Origin of the sequence: Jiella soli (assembly GCF_020615385.1) — a bacterium.
GTDB lineage: Bacteria > Pseudomonadota > Alphaproteobacteria > Rhizobiales > Rhizobiaceae > VKMB-3413.
Genome location: NZ_JAJAVB010000048.1, coordinates 172,044 through 190,174, shown reverse-complemented (window position 1 = coordinate 190,174; position 18,131 = coordinate 172,044). Strand labels below are relative to the sequence as shown.

The following is an 18,131-nucleotide window of genomic DNA, read 5'->3' as shown; positions in this document are numbered from 1 at the left end:
CGCATGGGGAGGGCCGGCAGGTATCAATATCAGCCGGCCTTGATCGCCGCCTTCAGCTTCGGCGCGAGATCGGTCTTCTCCCAGGAGAAGGAGCCGTCGCGGCCGGCCTTGCGGCCGAAATGGCCATAGGCGGAGGTGCGGGCATAGATCGGCTTGTTGAGGTCGAGATGCCGGCGGATGCCGGTCGGCGACAGATCCATCGCGGAGCGGATCGCCTTTTCGACCTGGACCTCGGTGACGTTGTGGCCGGTGTCGTGCAGGTTGACGTAGATCGCCAGCGGCTGCGCGACGCCGATCGCATAGGCGATCTGGATCGTGCACTTCTCGGCGAGCTTGGCCGCGACGACGTTCTTGGCGAGATAGCGCGCGGCATAGGCGGCCGAACGGTCGACCTTGGTCGTGTCCTTGCCAGAGAAGGCGCCGCCGCCATGCGGCGCTGCGCCGCCATAGGTGTCCACGATGATCTTGCGGCCGGTGAGACCGGCATCGCCGTCCGGCCCGCCGATGACGAACTTGCCGGTCGGGTTGATGTACCAGACGCAGTCCTCGGCGATCGGCATCTCGCCCATCGCCTCGCGGATATAAGGCTCGACGACTTCGCGGACCTTCTTGGAGTCCCAGCTCGCATCGACGTGCTGGGTCGACAGGACGATCGAGGTGACCTCGACCGGCATGTCGTTCTCGTAGCGGATCGTCACCTGGCTCTTGGCGTCGGGGCCAAGCTTGGCGACGTCGCCCTCGCCCTTTTTGCGGGCCGCGGCGAGCAGTTCCAGGATCTTGTGGGAATAGTAGATCGGCGCCGGCATCAGTTCCGGCGTCTCGCGGCAGGCATAGCCGAACATGATGCCTTGGTCGCCCGCGCCTTCGTTGATGTCGTTCGAGCCCGAATTGTCGCGCGTCTCATGCGACTTGTCGACGCCCTGGGCGATGTCGGCGGACTGCGAGTGCAGCAGGACGTCGATCTTGGCGGTCTTCCAGTGGAAGCCGTCCTGCTCGTAGCCGATGTCGCGGATCGCGCGGCGCGCCGCCGACTTGAAGCGCGACGGATTGATGACCTCCTTGCCGGTCTTGTCCGTCTTCATCAGCGAGGGCGGCAGGCGCACCTCGCCGGCGATCACTACGCGGTTGGTCGTCGCCAGCGTCTCGCAAGCGATGCGCACGGACCACGGATCCACCCCAGTTTTCTTCGCTTCCCGATAAACCAGGTCGACGATCTCGTCGGAGATGCGGTCGCAGACCTTGTCGGGATGACCTTCCGAAACGCTCTCACTGGTGAACAGATAGTCCGAACGCGGCATTCAAGTCCCCTTATCTTCTGCAAGAAACCGATCGACTGCACGGAATTGCGCGAACAGCAGCGCCCGCGGCCCGAACTGGACGCGGAACGCTGCGGTGTCCGGTCGATCTGGTCGGAATCTTCGCGGCGGGGTTTGCGGCATGCCCGGCGAGGCGTCAAGCCTCATTGACCACCGAACAACGCCAAAAAGCGGCCGATTTCAGCTTTCTTCGGCGAGATCCGAGGAGTCCGCAAGGGTGCGGACGAGCTCGATGACGCGCCGGCGAACCTTCGGATCGGAGATCTTCACGAAGGCGCGGTTCAGCTGCAACCCTTCGGAAGTAGAAAGGAAATCCACGACGTAGTCGGTTCCCGATTCCTGCAGTCCGCCCCGTTGCGCGTCGCTCCCCGGCACGTCCTCGAAGAAGAAGGAGACGGGGACGCCGAGAACTTCGGAAATTCGCTGCAGCCGGCTCGCTCCGATGCGATTGGAGCCCTTTTCGTATTTCTGGACCTGCTGGAACGTGATTCCGAGGGATTCGCCAAGCTTTTCCTGGCTCATGCCGAGCATGGTGCGACGCAACCGGACCCGCGAGCCGACATGCGTGTCGACCGGATTCGGCTTCTTCTTGTTTTCCTGCATCGCGCCCGCCTCTTCCATTCGTCACGTCGGCCGCCGATACGGACCCGCCTCGTCATCTCGGCGCGTCGTACGAAGCAGCGGAAAACGGCCTAAAATTGTCCGAGGACAATTTGCCCAATCTCCGCGTAAGCCGATGGCGAGGCGGCTGTCAACTCACCCTTGCAGCGATCCTTAACCGAAATGTGATCATCAGAGCCACAATTAGAGCGATCGCCGAAAAGAACGGAAGGTCGCCCCATTTCGCGTAGATCGTCACCTCCGCCGCACGTGGCAGGGCGGTCTCGATCGCCCCGGTCGAGCCGAGCGCAAGGGCGTCCAACTCGCGTCCATAGGCATCGTTGACGACGGAAATCCCCGTATTCGCGGCCCTCACGATCGGCAGGCCGAGGGCGACCGCCGTCATCTCGGCAAGCCTGAGATGCTGATACGGCCCGGACGTCTGGCCGAACCAGCCGTCATTGGTGTCGTTGATCAGGAAGCCGGGACGATCCTCCGGCGTTCCGGCCGCAATCTCCGCGGGGAAGATGACCTCGTAGCAGATCAGCGGCAGGAAGGACGGCGCCCCCTCGAGCTCGACCTTGCTGCGAACGGTGCCGGCCGAGAAGCCGCCGGGCAGTTCGGTCAGCTGGAAGATGCCGAGCGATTCCAGAAAGGACTGGAACGGCAGATATTCGCCGAACGGCACGAGATGCACCTTGTCGCGGGCATCGACGATCTCGCCATTGTCGCCGATCACGTAGATGGAGTTGTAGACGCGGGCGGTGGCGGGATCGGGGCCCTCCATGCGCGGCGCGCCGGCGATCAGCGTCTCGCCGGGCTTCAGCATGTCCGCGATGCGCGCGATCGCCTCGGGGTGGTCGGTGAGCAGGAACGGGATCGAGGATTCCGGCCAGACGACGAGAGTGCGCTCGGCCGCACCGATCCGGGTGATCCGCGGCCCGCCGGTGCCGGACGGTGCCTTGGTCATGGCGGGCTCGCCTTCTGTGGCCGCGGTCTCCATCTCGGTCAGGCTCACATGCCGGGCAAAGGTCCTCTGGGCCGCGCTCTCGTCGAACAGCAGCGACTGGGCGATGTTCGCCTGCACCACCTTGACCGCGACGCCAGGGACCGTCTCCGTCGGATGGGTCTGGAGCCGGATAATCCCATAGCCGACATGGCCGAGCGCGAGAGCGAGCGCCAAGGTCAGGATCGCCGCCCGGCCGCGCCGGTCGATCAGGACGGCCGGACTGGCGAAGACGATGATCGCGGCGAGCGTCAGCCCATGCGGGCCGACGAGGCTCAGCGACTGCATCAGTGCCGGCACCGGCGCCGCCATCACGGCGATCTCGTTCCAGGGAAAGCCGGTGAAGAGGATGCCGCGCAGATATTCGGCCAGCGCGAAGGCGGCAGCCAGCGGCAGGATGCGCCAGGCGCTGTCGCTCCAGACCCGGCGTGCGAGGAGCGTCGCGAGGCCGTAATAGATCGCGAGCACCGCCGGCAGGCCGATGACGGCGAACGGGATGAAGACGGCGAAGGCGGCGGCGTCGACCAGCATGGCCGCGCCCAGCCACCACAGGCCGGCGACGAAATAGCCGAAGCCGAACAGCCAGCCGGTGGAAAAGTCCGCACGCAGGCGGCGCAGCGGCGAGTTCGCGACGCCCGTGCCGTCGAGAAGCCAGACGAGGAGCGGGAAGCCGACGAAGCCGGCGGCCGGGAAATTGACCGGCGGCAGGGCCAAGGTGCAGGAGGCCCCCGCCGCGATCGTCAGGAGCGCGCGCGGCAGGCCTTCCAGAAGGATGACCCGACCGGCCAGGCGATCGACGAGCGAGGCTCGGTCGATCCGTTCGACGCGTTGGGAAAGAACGCTCACATATCCCCGCCCGCGGGAGGATGGTGCCCCGCTGCTGATAGACCCGTTTCGACGGTCCCATTATGGCGGCGACCGGCTTTCGCCAAGCTTTTTCCGCCCTCTCGGGGCGATCCCGCGGGAGGACTCAGGCCTGGTCGGCGAGGCCCTCGACGATGCGCCGGCGCTTTTCGCCCTGGCGAAAGCGGACGATGCGGACCCGCCGCACGCGCCGCGGATCGGCCTCCAGCACCTGGAACTCGAAGCCCGGCACGGCCTGCACGACCTCGCCTCTGGCCGGCACCCGGCCGAGCTCGGAAAACAGGAGGCCGCCGATCGTGTCCGCCTCGTCCTCATATTCCGAGATGTCGAAATCCGGCCCGATGACGCTCTTCACCTCGTCGAGATCGGCCCTCGCGTCCGCATAGAAGATGCCGTCGCCGCGCTCGGTGATCATCGGCGCCTCGTCGTCGTGCTCGTCCTCGATATTGCCGACGACCATCTCGATGACGTCCTCGAGCGAGACCAGACCGTCGGTTCCGCCATATTCGTCGATGACCAGCGCCATCTGGGTGCGCGTGGCCTGCATGCGCGCCATCAGGTCCGTGGCGAGCATCGAGGGCGGCACGAACAGCACCTTGCGGATGATGCCGAGATCCTGCACCCGCCGGGCGAGGTTGATCTGGCGGAGATCGAGACCGGCACGCGGCTTCTTCGGCGGCTGACCGTTGCCATTGCCGTTGCGCGCGGGCCGGGCGACGCGGGTGATATGGCCGACGACGTCGCGGATGTGGATCATGCCGCGGGGATCGTCGAGGCTCTCGCCATAGACCGGCATGCGCGAATGGCCGCTCGCCTCGAACTGCTTCATCAATTCGCCGAGCGTCGTCGTGATCTCGACTGCCTTGATGTCGGCGCGCGGAACCATGATGTCCTCTACGCGCACCTCGCGCAGCCTGAGGATATTGTTGAGCATGGCGCGTTCGGCAGGGGTGAATGAGTCCTCACCGCCGCTGCCCTGATGCAGGAGCGCCTTGGTGAGATCCTCGCGCATCAGCCGCGGCATGCGCGGGCGAACCCTGTCCAGGAGGCCGCCGAACATGCTGCGTCGGGGCTGCGGGGCAGCCGCCTTGCGACTTCGGTCCTCGCCGCCGCCTTCGTCGGCAGCGCGCTCCGGCGCCGCCTCATCGCTCCGCATGGGTCTGTTCATCGTCTCGTGTCGTCCGTTGATCCAAGATACGGGGTCAGGCGCCCGAATGTTCCAGATAGGGGTCGGCGATCCCGAACCCTTGAAGGATCGCCACTTCATGCGCCTCCATCACGTCGGCTTCGGCATCCTCGGCGTGGTCGAAGCCCATGAGATGCAGGAAGCCGTGGACGAGAAGGTGGCGGAAGTGATCGGCGAAGGCCTTGTCTTCCTCCCGGGCCTCGCGAGCCACGGTCTCATGGGCGAGGATGAGATCGCCCATCAGCGGGCCCGGCGGCTCGCCCGGACCGAGATCGGCCATCGGGAAGGACAGGATGTTGGTCGGCCGGTCCTTGTCCCGCCATTCGGCGTTGACGCCCCGCACCGTCTCGTCGTCGGCAAGCGTCAGCGCGATCTCGCTCGTCAGCGTTTCCGGCAGGCCGAGCCGGGCGGCCGCGGCGGCGAAGGTCTCCTGCGCGAGCCTCTCGATATCGCCGAGACCGGCCGCGGCCCAGGCCGGACACTCGACCGAGAGCGCAACCGTGAGGCCGGGATAGGCGGCAGCCGGCGAGCCGGAGGTGAGGGATTGGTCAGACATCACTTGTCCAGCGGCATCGCCGACGGGCGATGGCGCACCGTATCCTCTTCATAGGCTTCCACGATCGCCTGCACCAGCGGATGGCGAACGACGTCCGCCGCCTGGAAGCGGACGGTCACGATATTGGGCACGTCGGTGAGGACGCGAAGCGCCTCGATCAGGCCGGATTTCTGGCCCGGCGGCAGATCGACCTGCGAGGGATCGCCGGTCACCACCATGCGGGCGTTCTCGCCGAGCCGGGTCAGGAACATCTTCATCTGCATGGAGGTCGTGTTCTGCGCCTCGTCGAGGATGACCGCGGCATTGGCGAGCGTACGCCCGCGCATGAAGGCGAGCGGGGCAATCTCGATCGCCCCGGCGGCGAGCGCGCGTTCCACCTTCTCGGCCGGGATCATGTCATAGAGCGCGTCGTAGAGTGGCCGCAGATAAGGGTCGACCTTCTCCTTCATGTCGCCGGGCAGGAAGCCGAGCCGTTCGCCTGCCTCGACCGCCGGCCGCGACAGGATGATCCGGTCGACCTGGCCGCGCTCGAGCAGCATGGCGGCATGGGCGACGGCGAGATAGGTCTTGCCGGTGCCGGCCGGGCCGACGCCGAAGACCAGCTCGGCCCGCTCCAGCGCCCGCATATAGGCGTCCTGCGTAGGCGTGCGGGCGTGGATCGTCCGGCGGCGGGTGGAAATCTGCGCCAGCGCCATGCGCCCCTTCTTCTCCAGTGTCGGAAGATAGAGCTGGTCGTCCTGGGCGATCGCCATGCGAACGGCGCCGTCGACATCCTTGGTCCCGATCTCGGCTCCGCTCTGCAGCCGCTCGTAGAGCGTGTCGAGCGCGCGGCGCGCCTGCTCGCAGGCGGCCTGGTCGCCGCGGATCTCAACCTTGTTGCCCCGTGCCCGCGCGTCGATGCCCAACTTCTGCTCGATCAGTGCGAGATGTTCGTCGAACTGGCCGAACAGCGAGCTCGCCAGCCGATTGTCCTCGTAGGTGAGGACGATATGGGCCATGTCCGAGGCGCCGGAGGCCGGCGCGGCAGCGCTGCGGGGCGGCTTCACGCGACGTTCCTTTGCGCAGCGAGCGGCGCGGCCGACCGGTTGCCGCCCGAGCCGAGCGCATGCGCATGCGCCCTTCGTTCGGCCTCGTCTCCCGCCCCGTCGGCCATCAGCGAATTCGGCAGCGTGCCGGCGATCCGAACCCTCACCATATCGCCGATCTCTCCGGCAGAGGCGGGCAGCACCACGGGCTGCAGAAACGGGGAGCGGCCGACGCGCTGGCCGGGATGGCGGCCCGGCTTTTCGACGAGCACGTCCATCCAGCTTCCCACGAGACGCTCGGCGAAGGCGCCCTGTTGTTCGCGCAAGAGCGCCTGCAGGCGGGCCAGCCGCTCGGCCATCACCGTCTCCGCGACATGGCCGTCCATCGCCGCACCCGGAGTTCCCGGCCGCGGCGAGTATTTGAAGGAGAAGGCCGAGGCGTAGTCGACATCGGCGACCAGGCGCATCGTGTCCTCGAAATCGGCATCGCTCTCGCCCGGGAAGCCGACGATGAAGTCGCCGGACATCGCGATGTCCGGCCGCGCCGCACGGATCTTCTCGATGAGACGCAGATAGTCGGAGGCCGTGTGCCGGCGGTTCATCGCCTTCAGGATCCGGTCCGAGCCCGACTGAACCGGCAGGTGCAGATAGGGCATGACGATATCGAGGTCGCGATGCGCCGCGATCAGCGCGTCGTCCATGTCGCGCGGATGCGAGGTCGTGTAGCGCAGCCGGGCGATGCCGGGAATCTCGGCGAGAGCGTGGAGGAGCCCGCCGAGACCGATCGGGCGGCCGGCGCCGTCCTCGCCGTGCCAGGCATTGACGTTCTGGCCGAGCAGGGTGAGTTCGCGCACGCCCGCCCCGGCGAGGCGCCGCGCCTCGTCCATGATCTGTGCGACCGGCCGCGAAACCTCGGCGCCGCGCGTATAGGGCACGACGCAGAAGCTGCAGAACTTGTCGCAGCCTTCCTGGACGGTGAGAAAGGCGGTGACGCCGCGCGCCGTGACTTGCCGGGCCTCGACCTTCGGCAAGTGCTCGAACTTGTCCTCGACCGCATAGTCGGTGTCGACGACCGTCTCGCCCGCCGCGACCTTCGCCAGCGCCTGCGGCAGGCGGTGATAGGTCTGCGGCCCGATGACGAGATCGACCACCGGCGCCCGTGCGATGATCTCCGCCCCTTCCGCCTGGGCGACACAGCCGGTCACGCCGACGGCGAGATCGCCGCCCGCGGCCCGCCGCTCCGCCTTCAGCTGGCGGATGCGGCCGAGTTCCGAATAGATCTTCTCGGCAGCCTTCTCGCGGATATGGCAGGTGTTGAGGAGGATGAGATCGGCGTCCTCGATCGTCTCCGTCGCCACATAGCCGTCCTTCGCCAGCGCATCGCCCATGCGCTGCGAATCGTAGACGTTCATCTGACAGCCATAGGTCTTGATGAAGACTTTGCGGGACTTAACGCCGGCCGCCACCGGTGCTATCGCTTCGCTCGTTTCGGTCATGCGCCCTTCTGATCAGACCGGACAGGTCGGCCCTCGGGCCGACCGGAGTGAATTACCCCCCTATATCGACAGCATCGTGACGCAGCGCAAGCGGGTCGGCCTCCCCATTTGCCGATTGACCGGCCGGGAGCAGCGCCTCGATCCGGTCGCGGCCACGCAGGCTGGCAGCGAGCATGCGCCTCACGCTCTCCTCGCATTCGCGCGCGACGGCCTTGCGATTGGAGCGCTCGCTGAAGATCAGCGGCTCGCCGAAGGCGACGGTCACGTCCACCGCCCCCTCCTTCAGGAAGGCGAGAAGATGCGGCCCGAGCCCGACATCACCCGGCCAGGCGGCCATCGGCCGAAAGTACCGCCCGAGCGGCAGGCCATTCGCATGGGTGTAGGCGATCGCCACCGGCTGGATGGCGACCTCGGCCGCCTCTGAGGCCGCGAGCGCGAGCTGCGCGGCGCCGAACAAAGCCGTCTTGAAGGGCAGGACCTCGTTGCCGTCCGATGTCGTGCCTTCCGCGAACAGCACCATGGCGTCGCCGGATGACAGGCGCTCGGCGATCATGTTCGCCTGATGACCGGTCCTTCGCCGCGCCTCGCGCTCGACGAAGACGGTGCGCTGGAGCCGCGCCAGAAGGCCGAAGGCCGGCCAGCTGCGCACCTCTGCCTTGGCGATGAAGGACAGCGGCATCACCCGGCCGAGCACCATGATGTCCGACCAGGACTGATGGTTCGCCGCGATCAGGAGCGGGCGGCGGCGAGCCGGGGTTCCGACGATGTGGAGCCGGATGCCGGCCATGCGGCAGGCCACGAGGTGCCAGATATGCGGCAGGCGGCGGGCCAGCCGCCAGTCGCGGGCGATCGCCACGATCTGCAGCGGCCACAGGACCAGCGTCATCGTGACCAGGACGGCGGCCACCGCGACGACGCGCAGCCGGCCGATCATCGGGAGAGGCTCCCGCCGGCGCTCGTTCGTCTTCGGTGGATCACGCGCGGCGCAGCGTCCGCTTCAGGGTGAGCGCACTGGTGCGTCGTCCGTCCGGTTTGCGGTAATAGGCCGGCCGCCGTCCGACCTCCTCGAAGCGCAGGCGCCGGTAGAGCCGCAGCGCCGGCTCGTTTTCCTCGTCGACCTCCAGGAACAGGGATTCGGCGCGTTCGGAATGCAGTTCCTGCAGGACCCGGTCCATCAACAGCCGGCCGATGCCGCGATTGCGGGCTCGCCGCGACACCGCGATGGTGAGGATCTCCGCCTCGCCTTTGATGTTGCGGGCAAGGACGAAGCCGAGCGGCGGCGCATCCGGCTGGCCAACCAGCCGCGCGACATATCCGAAGCTGCCGCGCTGGGCGAGGAGCGTGCCGAGTTCGTCGCCCGACCAGGGCTGGTCGAAGGCCTCGCTGTGTAGCTCGGCCGCGGCGTCGAGATCGGCGTCGGTGAGTTCGGCCGTGATCGGCTCGCCCATTCCCAGCATGGCGTCGATCAGGGAGGTCGTCCAGATCCAGGGCAGATACCAATACATTCCCATCCCCTCCCTTGGCGCCCCCTTGTCCTCGCGCCGGGCAGAGCATTCGCCGCCGGCCGCCGCTCGCTACGAGCGGGCAGTCTAACCTAAACGGCATGGGATTAGAGAATGCTTTCCGAGGCTGCAAACAGGCCGCGCGCGGCGGAAGCGGGCTTGGCATCGGCCCCGCGCAGATAGATCGGCGCCGGCGGCCCGTCCGGCTCCTGAAGGGCCGCAAGCCGCGCCAGGATCTCGATGTCGATCACACTCGCCTCCGACAGGATTTTGCCCGCCCGCTCGCCGAGGGCGCCCCCGGCAATGCCCGCCCCCGTCCCGACCAGGTCGAGGGGCCCTTCGCCGATGGGCGCGACGAAGCCGGCAAGGGCGCCGGGCTCCACCGCCGCCGGGCCGGCGAAGCTGATTCCCGAGCTATGGAAGAGCTCGGCATAGAGTTCGCCGCGCCGGGCATCGAGAACGGAGAGAATTGGCCTGTCGCCGCCCAGATGCGACGCGGCGAGCGCCTCGAGCGTGTCGATGCCGATAGCGGGAATGTCGAGCGCGAGCGCCAGCCCGCGGGCAGCCGCGACCCCAACGCGGATGCCGGTGAATGAGCCAGGCCCGGCCGCGACGCCGATCCGGCGAAGGTCCGCATAGCCCGCCCCCGCCTCGGCGAGCACCGTCTCGACGATCCCCATCAGCTGCTCGGCATGGCCCTTGCCGATCTCCGGCTCGGCGCGCGCGCGCATCTTCCCGGTATCGAGGTCGAGAATGCCGGCCGAGCAGCGCTCGAAGGCGGTGTCGATGGCAAGGAGAAGGTCGGGCATCGGACGGGTCCGTCTCGGCGGATCAGAAAGGTCTGGGCGGACAAATGTCTTGGAGGCGCCTCGACCCAAACGCTGTCACATCCGGGCCTGATCCCGCATGAATCCGAACGTCTCCCGGAATCCTCGGGACAGCGCCCGAGGATGACCGCCTCAAGAAGGTCAGGGCAGCATCGCGCCTGCCGCCAGGATCACGCCGCTTCCATCGCCTCGACAGATTCCACTTCCGGCACGAAATGGCGCAGGAGGTTCTCGATGCCGTGCTTCAGTGTCGCGGTCGAGGACGGGCAGCCGGCACAGGAGCCGCGCATGTTGAGATAGACGGTGCCTTCCCGATAGCCGCGGAAGGTGATGTCGCCGCCGTCCTGGGCGACTGCCGGGCGCACCCGCGTGTCGAGAAGCTCCTTGATCGTGGCGACGAGATTGGCGTCGCCCTCCTCGTAGAACTCCTCGCCCGCGGAGGCCGGTTCGGCGCTGCCGCCGGGCGCCATGACCGGCGCGTCGGAGAGGAAATGCTCCATCAGCCCGGCCAGGATCGCCGGCTTCAGGTGCTGCCAGTCGCCGGAATCCTTGGTGACGGTGACGAAGTCGAAGCCGAAGAAGACGCCGGAGACTTCCGGAATCGCCATCAGCTTGGCCGCGAGCGGCGAGCGCGCCTCGGCATCGGCCTCGGAGGTGAACTCCGCCGTTCCCTCGTCCAGGACGACACGGCCCGGGAGGAATTTCAGCGTTGCCGGATTCGGAGTGACTTCGGTCTGAATGAACATCGCCTGCAACCTTTCGCGGCTCGCGCCGCCGGAAAATCGTTCGAGGCGGCCGGACGCATCGCGTCGCCACCCTTTTCACCAACATAAGCCCTTGAGGGCGCGATCAACAGAGGCTGACGATGTCCTCGTCCGTCAACGTAGCGGGAACGATGGTCACCGGGATCGGGAAGGCCGCCCCCTTGCCCGCGACCGAGGAGACCAGCGGCCCCGGCCCTTCCGAGGCCTCGCCGGAGGCGAGCACGAGGATCGCGATTTCGCGGTCCGCCTCGATCAGCTTGTGGATCTCCTCGATGATCTTGCCCTCGCGCACGGCCGTCTCGGGCTCGATGCCGACGCTTTCGCGCAGTTCCTCGGCGACCTTGGCGAGCCGCGATTCGGCCTCCTCCTCCGCCTCGGCGCGCATGATCTTCTCGACGCCCAGCCAGTGCTGGAAGTCACCGGGCTCGATCACGTAGAGCAGAACCGCCCCGCCGCCGCTCGCCTTGGCGCGATGCGCCGCATAGGACGCGGCGCGCGAGCACTCGGGCGTCTCGTCGATGATGGCCAGGAACTTGCGCTTGCCGCCGGCGTCCCGGCCAATGCGTTTGGAAACCATGGCCGCAAGATGGCAGGGGCGGCGACGATCGGCAAGGCATTGGAAGCGGCCACCGGCGGGCACGACCGGGCCGTGCGGCCTTTCGGCAGCGCGCGCAAACCGCGCTTGCGGCGGCGCAGCGGCCCCGAGCAAAGAATTTGCTTGTCCCGCTCATGTCTGCGGAGCCAACCGGACCGATCCTCGTTGTCGAAGCTCGATCAAGGAGACAATCATGGCAGACCAGACGAAGACGCTCGCCCAGTTTCAGCTGACACCAGCCGAGAACGGCCGTGGAGCGCGGCTTCATATCGAGGACGACGGCGGCGAGACGCTGGAACTCTCGGTGACGCGCGACCAGCTCGACGTCCTCGCCGACATGCTGGACGACTACCTGTCCGAAACGGAGGACGCGGACGAAGTCGATGATGAGGACGAGGAGGACTGACGGCGGCTTTCCGCTCGTCGCAAAGACAAGGAAGGCCGCGGCATGTCGCGGCCTTCCTGGTTGGGTCGGCCTGATTGGGTCGGCGAAGCAGCGCTTTTAGAGCGAGGCGCCGCTCCCGGCCGCTCAGTCCAGGAATCCGACGATCCGCTTGACGTCCTTCATGGTCGCTTCGGCGATCGCACTGGCGCGCTCACCGCCATCCCTCAGGACGGCGTCGATATGGCCGGGATCGTCGATCAGGCGGCGCATCTCGGAGGTGACCGGCGAAAGCACGTCGACGGCGAGATCGGCGAGCGCCGGCTTGAACTCGGAGAACTGCCGGCCGCCGAATTCGGAGAGGACGTCCGTCTTCGCCCGTTCGGCGAGCGCGGCGAAGATGCCGACGAGATTGTCCGCCTCGGGCCGTCCCGAAAGACCCGCGACCTCGGAGGGCAGCGCATCGGGATCGGTCCTCGCCTTGCGGATCTTCCTGGCGATCGCGTCGGGATCGTCGGTGAGATTGATGCGCGACAGGTCGGACGGGTCCGACTTCGACATCTTCTTCGATCCGTCCTTCAGGCTCATCACCCGCGTCGCCGGCCCCTCGATCAGCGGCTCGGTGAGCGGGAAATAGCCGCTTACCGTCTGCTCTTCGCCCCCTTGGCCCATCGGGATCGGCGTGCCGAGGCCGGCCGCCGCGATCTTGTCCGAGAAGTCGTTGTTGAACTTCGCCGCGATGTCGCGGGTCAGCTCCAGATGCTGCTTCTGGTCGTCGCCGACCGGCACATGGGTCGCCCGGTAGAGGAGAATGTCCGCGGCCATCAGGCTTGGATAGGCCAAAAGCCCCAGCGAGGCGTTCTCGCGGTCCTTGCCGGCCTTCTCCTTGAACTGGGTCATGCGGTTCATCCAGCCGATACGGGCGACGCAGTTGAACACCCAGGCGAGTTCGGCATGGCCGGAGACCCGGCTCTGGTTGAAGACGATGTGACGCTTCGGATCGATGCCGGCGGCGAGAAACGCCGCGGTGATCGAGCGGGTCTGGCCGGGCAGGTCCTCGTGCACGAGCTGCGCCGTGATCGAATGGAGATCAACGACGCAGTAGATGCAGTCATGGCTCTCCTGCAGGGCGACGAACTTCCGGATCGCACCGAGATAGTTGCCGAGATGCAGATTGCCCGTCGGCTGCACGCCGGAAAAGACGCGGGGGGAAATGGCGCTCATGGCGACGGCTCCAAGGGACTGACAGGCAGGGTGATTTCGCGGCGGGTTATGGCGGAGGGCGGGCCGGCGATCAAGCCGGGGACGAAGCAGCCTTTTCGATCACGCTCCCGGTCCCCTGGGCTTGGCGCGCCGGCGCTTCAGCATCGCCATGACCAGGCTGCGGTCGGCCGCGCCGGTCGCAAAGGCGAGGACGAAATAGACCGCCATCGCCGAGGCGACCATGATCGCCAGCGCCGCGACCTGAACCAGAAGCGCCGTGTGCGGCAGGAGCCAGTCGCGGAACCAGAAGAGTTCGAAGACCAGGACGGCGCCCATCAGGATCGAGCACAGAAGCACGAGCGCGGACCGCTTCAGGAGCGCGCCGTCGATCTCCCACAGGCCCCGTCGATAGAGCCCGGCGAAGAGGAGGCCGGCGTTCAGCCAGCCGGCGATGGTGGTGGCGAGCGCGATCCCCTGTTCGGCCATGACGTAGAAGAGGCCGAGCGACAGGACGATGTTCGAGCCGGCCGAGATCAGCGTGGCGACCATCGGCGTCTTGGTGTCCTCCCTGGCGAAGAAGCCCGGCGAGAATACCTTGATCATCACGAAGGCCGGCAGGCCGAGGGCGTAGAGGCCGAGGACGGCGGCGACGGCCGGGGTGGCGGACGGGTCGAACTGGCCGCGCTCGTAGATCACCCGGATGATCGGCTCGGGGATCAGGAACAGCGCGATCGCCGCCGGAAGGGTCAGGAACAGCGCGAATTCGAGCGACCTGTTCTGCGTGTGCTGAGCCTCGCGCAGATGGCCCGCCTTCAGCGCCCGGGAGAGTTCCGGCAGGAGCACGACGCCGATCGCCACGCCGACCATGCCGAGCGGGAGCTGATAGGGCCGGTCGGCATATTGCAGGATCGACACCGCCCCCGGCTTGAAGGAGGCGATCGCCTGGCCGACGAAGAGGTTGATCTGGGTGATGCCGCCGATCAGCGCCGCGGGCCCGGCGAGAACCAGGAGCCGCTTCAGCCCCTTGGTCCAGCGCGGGCGCCTCAAGGAGACGGCGAAGCCCGCCATGCGCATGGCGATTGTGACCATGGCGAGTTGGGCGGCGCCCGCGGCGAGGACGCCCCAGCTCATCAGGAAGCCGATGGTCTGCTTGTCGGCATTGGCATGCAGACACCAGCCGATGACGCCGATCAGGATGAAGTTGAGGAGCGTCGGCGCCGCGGCCGCCGCGAAGAAGCGCCGGAAGGCATTGAGGATGCCGCAGACCATCGCCATCAGCGACATGCAGGCGAGATAGGGAAACATGATGCGCGAGAACATCACGGTGATCTCGTAGCGCTCGGCGCAGGAGATGACGTTGCCGCCCGCGGCGGGATCGTCGATGCAGACCGACAGGCCCGGCGCGATGATCGTCTGGACCAGGAAAGGCATGAAGATCATCGCGAGCACGGTCAGCATCGTCAGGACCGTGAAGAGCGTCGAGAAGATCTCGTTGGCGAAACGCCGCGCGCCCTCTTCGCCGTCCTCTTCCAGCGCCCGCGAGAACAGGGGAATGAAGGCCGCGTTGAAGGCGCCCTCGGCGAACAGCCTCCGGAAGAGGTTGGGAAAGCGGAAGGCGAGGTTGAAGGCGTCCGCCACCGGCCCGACGCCGAGCGCCGAGGCCATCAGCATCTCGCGGAAGAAGCCGAAGAAGCGGGAAACGAGGGTCGCGCCGCCGACGGTCGCGAACTTCTTGACGAGACTCATCGATAGGCGATGCCGAAGGCCTTGGCGGAAGGCATGACGCTGGACGAGGTCTCCTCCCCCTCGGGATGTTCGAAGACCCGCGTCAGCCGCGCCTCGATCCGCTCGGCGCGACTTTCGCTGGTCACCTTCGAGCCGATCAGATCGGTGACGTAGAAGACGTCGACGACCTTCTCGCCATAGGTGGAGATGTGGGCCGAGCGGATGTCGAGATTGAGGTCGGAGATCGCCCTTGTGAGGTCGGACAGGAGGCCCGGCCGATCGAGCCCCTCGACCTCTATCACGGTAAACTGGTTCGACAGATCGTTGTCGACCTTCACCCGCGGCTTCAGGGTGAACAGGGCCTGGCCGCGCCCCGGCTTGCGGGCGGAGATGAGATTGGCCGAGATCTCGCGGCCCTGGAGGAGCTTCGAAATGTAGCCGCAGATGCGCTCGCCGCGGCGGATCTCGTCCTCGTCGGAGGCGAATTCGCGATTGAGCAGCATGACGTCGAGCGCTCGCCCGTCGGACATGGTGAAGATCTGGGCGTCAGCGATGTTGGCGCCCGCCCCTGCGCAGGCGCCGGCGAGCAACGATAGCAGCCGCGGATGATCCGGCGCCAGCACCATGATCTCGGTGATCTCCCGGAACCTGTCGGTGCCGACCCGCGTCGCGAGCGGCTGATTCGGGCTCGCCGCGCGCACGAAGGCGGCATGGCGGACCTGGTCCTCGAGCGGCGTCGTCAGGAAATAGTTCGGATAATGCAGGTCGAGATAGGCGTCGCGCTCCGACTTCGGCCAATCCGAAAGGCGTTCGGCCAGGCGCTCATGTGCCTGGGCGAGGCGCTGGCGGCGGCTGGAGCGGGTGAAGCCGCCCGTCAGCGTCGGCTCGGTCTCGAGATAGAGCGTTCTGAGAAGCTGGCCCTTCCAGCCGTTCCACACGCCCGGACCGACTGCCATGATGTCGCATGCCGTCAGCACCGTCAGAAGCTTCAGCCGGTCGAGCGTGCGGACCCTCTCGGCGAAGTCGAGAATGGTCTTGCGGTCGTTGATGTCGCGCTGCTGGGCGGTCATCGACATGACCAGGTGGTCTTCGACCAGCCAGGCCACCAGTTCGGTCTCGCGCTCGTCGAGCCCGAGCCGCGGGCAGAGCTGGCGGGCGATCTTGGCGCCGGCGACGGAGTGATCGACCGGACGCCCCTTGGCGATGTCGTGGAGCAGGAGCGCGACGAAGAGTGGCGTACGGTCCTTGATCGTGCGCATGAACTCGGTCGACAGCGGCAGGCCCTCGGCGAGCTGGCCATGCTCGATGCGCGAGAGCGTCCCGATCGAGCGCAACAGGTGCTCGTCCACCGTGTAGTGATGATACATGTTGAACTGCATCATCGCGACGATCTTGCCGAATTCCGGGATGAAGCGAGCGAGGACGCCGGCCTCGCTCATCCGGCGCAGGTGGAATTCGGGGTCCGACCGGTCGGTCAGGACGTCGATGAACAGGCTGTTGGCTTCGCTATTGGCGCGCAGGTCGTCATTGACGAGGCGGAGCGAGCGGCGGATCAGCTTCAGCGCGTCCGGATGATATTCGAGCCCGTGCAGAGCGGCCAGCCGGAAGATCCGGATCAGGTTGACCGGGTCGTCCTTGAAGACGTTCGGCCCGGAGACGTTGATGCGGTTGTTGTCGATATGGAAGTCGAGCGTGCCAGGGATCTTCCTGGCGCGGTTGCGCAGGGAGCGCACGAAACCGCGCAGACCCGGTGCCAGCTTGGCATGTTCCTCCTCGAGCGCCGCACAAAGAATGCGCGTGAGATCGCCGACGTCCTTGGCGATCAGGAAATAGTGCTTCATGAAGCGCTCGACGTCCTTCAGCCCCGGATGGGTGTTGTAGCCGAGCCGTTCGGCGATCTCCGGCTGCAGGTCGAAGGACAGCCGCTCCTCGGCCTTGCCGGTCGCAAAATGCATGTGGCAGCGGACCGCCCAGAGAAAGTCCTCCGCCTTGTGGAACAGCCGCTCCTCGCGCTTGGAGATCACGCCGGCCTCGACGAGCGCATCGGTCGTGTCGACGCGGTAGTGGTATTTGGCGATCCAGAAGAGGGTGTTGAGGTCGCGCAGGCCTCCCTTGCCCTCCTTGACGTTTGGCTCGACCAGGTAGCGGGTGTTGCCGGTCTTGGAATGACGGGCCGCACGCTCGGCAAGCTTTGCCGCAATGAATTCCTCGCTGGTCCCGGCCACGACCTCGTCGGCGAAGCGCCGGCCGAGCTCGGCGAAGAGCTCGGGATCGCCGGCGATCAGCCAGCGCTCGAGGATCGAGGTGCGGATCGTCATGTCGGCGCGCGAAAGCTTGATGCACTCGTCGACCGAGCGGGAGGCGTGGCCCACCTTGAAGCCGAGATCCCACAGGAGATAGAGCAGATATTCGACGATCTGCTCGCCGAGCGCGGTCTGCTTGTAGGGCAGGAGGAAGAGGAGGTCGATGTCGGAGCCGGGCGCCAGCGTGCCCCGGCCGTAGCCGCCCACGGCGACGATGGCCATGCGCTCGCCGGACGATAGATTGGCGGACTGGAAGACGTGGGTGTGGGCGAAGTCGTGCACCGTGCGGATCAAAACGTCCTGCAGCGTCGCCAGGCGGCGGGCACAGAGGAGGCCGCTGCCGTCGCTCGATAACAGCGCCTCGATCCGTAAGCGGCCTTCCCGGACGGTCTCGCGCAGGAGCGCCAGCACCTTGGCACGGGCCGCGTTGGACGCTCCCTTGGCCGAATCCTCCGCCGCGATCTGCCCGAGCTTCGCCTCCAGCTCGGCCGCGTCCACGATGCCGGTCAGGTCGATCTCGAGCGTATTCGGGTCTCGGGAAGCATCAGGGGAAGTCCTGACCGCGCCGACCTCGTCCTTAGCCATTGCCATTCCTAGGGCCTATCGATCGAGCCGCGGCTATAACGTATTCGGGAGGGAGAGGCGAGCCGGCAGGTTTCGGCTGGTCCCGCCGCGGGCGAAAGACCATGTGCGTTGCAACACTTCCGATCTTCCGATGCCTCGGGAAGCGCGGCGGGGTGTCGACCGCGAACGCAAAACGGCCGCGCCGGAAGATCCCGGC

General features: G+C 66.9%; 16 protein-coding genes. 1 reads left to right on the top strand and 15 read right to left on the bottom strand.

What is annotated here, in order from left to right; translation table 11 throughout:
• Window positions 1–29 precede the first annotated feature (29 nt).
• From metK to LH400_RS25700, 12 genes are all read right to left on the bottom strand, one after another.
• Window positions 30–1,298, bottom strand: coding sequence for a methionine adenosyltransferase (gene metK, locus LH400_RS25755; RefSeq protein WP_229156316.1), 1,269 nt, complete (start codon window positions 1,296–1,298; stop codon window positions 30–32).
• A gap of 198 nt (window positions 1,299–1,496) precedes the next feature.
• On the bottom strand, window positions 1,497–1,919 hold the full coding sequence (locus tag LH400_RS25750) for a helix-turn-helix domain-containing protein (RefSeq protein WP_229156315.1): 423 nt from the start codon (window positions 1,917–1,919) through the stop codon (window positions 1,497–1,499).
• Between the two features lie 148 nt (window positions 1,920–2,067).
• Complete coding sequence (gene lnt, locus LH400_RS25745; protein WP_229156314.1) at window positions 2,068–3,768, bottom strand: apolipoprotein N-acyltransferase; 1,701 nt, start codon at window positions 3,766–3,768, stop codon at window positions 2,068–2,070.
• A gap of 124 nt (window positions 3,769–3,892) precedes the next feature.
• Window positions 3,893–4,954, bottom strand: coding sequence for a hemolysin family protein (locus LH400_RS25740; RefSeq protein ID WP_370638491.1), 1,062 nt, complete (start codon window positions 4,952–4,954; stop codon window positions 3,893–3,895).
• A gap of 34 nt (window positions 4,955–4,988) precedes the next feature.
• Entirely contained in the window at window positions 4,989–5,528 is a 540-nt protein-coding gene (ybeY, locus tag LH400_RS25735) for an rRNA maturation RNase YbeY (RefSeq protein ID WP_229156313.1), read from the bottom strand.
• Entirely contained in the window at window positions 5,528–6,526 is a 999-nt protein-coding gene (locus tag LH400_RS25730) for a PhoH family protein (protein WP_229156346.1), read from the bottom strand. The genes ybeY and LH400_RS25730 overlap by 1 nt, the downstream gene beginning before the upstream one ends.
• Before the next feature lie 44 nt (window positions 6,527–6,570).
• Window positions 6,571–8,049: a tRNA (N6-isopentenyl adenosine(37)-C2)-methylthiotransferase MiaB gene (gene miaB / locus LH400_RS25725; RefSeq protein WP_229156312.1), complete on the bottom strand. Its 1,479-nt coding sequence runs from the start codon at window positions 8,047–8,049 to the stop codon at window positions 6,571–6,573.
• Between the two features lie 52 nt (window positions 8,050–8,101).
• Window positions 8,102–8,983 (bottom strand): lyso-ornithine lipid O-acyltransferase, encoded by an 882-nt coding sequence (gene olsA / locus LH400_RS25720; protein ID WP_229156311.1) that lies wholly within the window; start codon window positions 8,981–8,983, stop codon window positions 8,102–8,104.
• 40 nt (window positions 8,984–9,023) lie between these two features.
• On the bottom strand, window positions 9,024–9,506 hold the full coding sequence (locus tag LH400_RS25715; RefSeq protein ID WP_370638495.1) for a GNAT family N-acetyltransferase: 483 nt from the start codon (window positions 9,504–9,506) through the stop codon (window positions 9,024–9,026).
• Between the two features lie 152 nt (window positions 9,507–9,658).
• Complete coding sequence (gene tsaB, locus LH400_RS25710; protein WP_229156309.1) at window positions 9,659–10,360, bottom strand: tRNA (adenosine(37)-N6)-threonylcarbamoyltransferase complex dimerization subunit type 1 TsaB; 702 nt, start codon at window positions 10,358–10,360, stop codon at window positions 9,659–9,661.
• Window positions 10,361–10,548: 188 nt separating this feature from the next.
• The gene (locus LH400_RS25705; RefSeq protein WP_229156308.1) at window positions 10,549–11,124 is read right to left on the bottom strand and encodes a NifU family protein; all 576 of its coding nucleotides are present in this window, start codon (window positions 11,122–11,124) and stop codon (window positions 10,549–10,551) included.
• Between the two features lie 103 nt (window positions 11,125–11,227).
• Entirely contained in the window at window positions 11,228–11,719 is a 492-nt protein-coding gene (locus LH400_RS25700) for a universal stress protein (protein WP_229156307.1), read from the bottom strand.
• Between the two features lie 211 nt (window positions 11,720–11,930).
• Between LH400_RS25700 and LH400_RS25695 the strand changes: the two genes are divergently transcribed.
• Window positions 11,931–12,143, top strand: coding sequence for a hypothetical protein (locus LH400_RS25695; RefSeq protein ID WP_229156306.1), 213 nt, complete (start codon window positions 11,931–11,933; stop codon window positions 12,141–12,143).
• A gap of 123 nt (window positions 12,144–12,266) precedes the next feature.
• Here LH400_RS25695 and trpS read toward each other — a convergent pair whose 3' ends face one another.
• The 3 genes from trpS to LH400_RS25680 form a co-directional block, all read right to left on the bottom strand.
• Window positions 12,267–13,343, bottom strand: coding sequence for a tryptophan--tRNA ligase (trpS, locus tag LH400_RS25690; RefSeq protein WP_229156305.1), 1,077 nt, complete (start codon window positions 13,341–13,343; stop codon window positions 12,267–12,269).
• Window positions 13,344–13,442: 99 nt separating this feature from the next.
• Window positions 13,443–15,068, bottom strand: coding sequence for a murein biosynthesis integral membrane protein MurJ (gene murJ, locus LH400_RS25685; RefSeq protein ID WP_229156304.1), 1,626 nt, complete (start codon window positions 15,066–15,068; stop codon window positions 13,443–13,445).
• On the bottom strand, window positions 15,065–17,935 hold the full coding sequence (locus tag LH400_RS25680) for a [protein-PII] uridylyltransferase (RefSeq protein WP_229156303.1): 2,871 nt from the start codon (window positions 17,933–17,935) through the stop codon (window positions 15,065–15,067). The genes murJ and LH400_RS25680 overlap by 4 nt, the downstream gene beginning before the upstream one ends.
• Window positions 17,936–18,131 lie beyond the last annotated feature (196 nt).

Bases quoted from the DNA above. Each gene is read 5' to 3' on its own strand.
- metK (WP_229156316.1), bottom strand. From the start codon at position 1,298: ATGCCGCGTTCGGACTATCTGTTCACCAGTGAGAGCGTTTCGGAAGGT.
- LH400_RS25750 (WP_229156315.1), bottom strand. From the start codon at position 1,919: ATGCAGGAAAACAAGAAGAAGCCGAATCCGGTCGACACGCATGTCGGC.
- LH400_RS25740 (WP_370638491.1), bottom strand. From the start codon at position 4,954: ATGAACAGACCCATGCGGAGCGATGAGGCGGCGCCGGAGCGCGCTGCC.
- ybeY (WP_229156313.1), bottom strand. From the start codon at position 5,528: ATGTCTGACCAATCCCTCACCTCCGGCTCGCCGGCTGCCGCCTATCCC.
- LH400_RS25730 (WP_229156346.1), bottom strand. From the start codon at position 6,526: ATGGCCCATATCGTCCTCACCTACGAGGACAATCGGCTGGCGAGCTCG.
- miaB (WP_229156312.1), bottom strand. From the start codon at position 8,049: ATGACCGAAACGAGCGAAGCGATAGCACCGGTGGCGGCCGGCGTTAAG.
- olsA (WP_229156311.1), bottom strand. From the start codon at position 8,983: ATGATCGGCCGGCTGCGCGTCGTCGCGGTGGCCGCCGTCCTGGTCACG.
- LH400_RS25715 (WP_370638495.1), bottom strand. From the start codon at position 9,506: ATGCTGGGAATGGGCGAGCCGATCACGGCCGAACTCACCGACGCCGAT.
- tsaB (WP_229156309.1), bottom strand. From the start codon at position 10,360: ATGCCCGACCTTCTCCTTGCCATCGACACCGCCTTCGAGCGCTGCTCG.
- LH400_RS25705 (WP_229156308.1), bottom strand. From the start codon at position 11,124: ATGTTCATTCAGACCGAAGTCACTCCGAATCCGGCAACGCTGAAATTC.
- LH400_RS25700 (WP_229156307.1), bottom strand. From the start codon at position 11,719: ATGGTTTCCAAACGCATTGGCCGGGACGCCGGCGGCAAGCGCAAGTTC.
- LH400_RS25695 (WP_229156306.1), top strand. From the start codon at position 11,931: ATGGCAGACCAGACGAAGACGCTCGCCCAGTTTCAGCTGACACCAGCC.
- trpS (WP_229156305.1), bottom strand. From the start codon at position 13,343: ATGAGCGCCATTTCCCCCCGCGTCTTTTCCGGCGTGCAGCCGACGGGC.
- murJ (WP_229156304.1), bottom strand. From the start codon at position 15,068: ATGAGTCTCGTCAAGAAGTTCGCGACCGTCGGCGGCGCGACCCTCGTT.
- LH400_RS25680 (WP_229156303.1), bottom strand. From the start codon at position 17,935: ATGGCTAAGGACGAGGTCGGCGCGGTCAGGACTTCCCCTGATGCTTCC.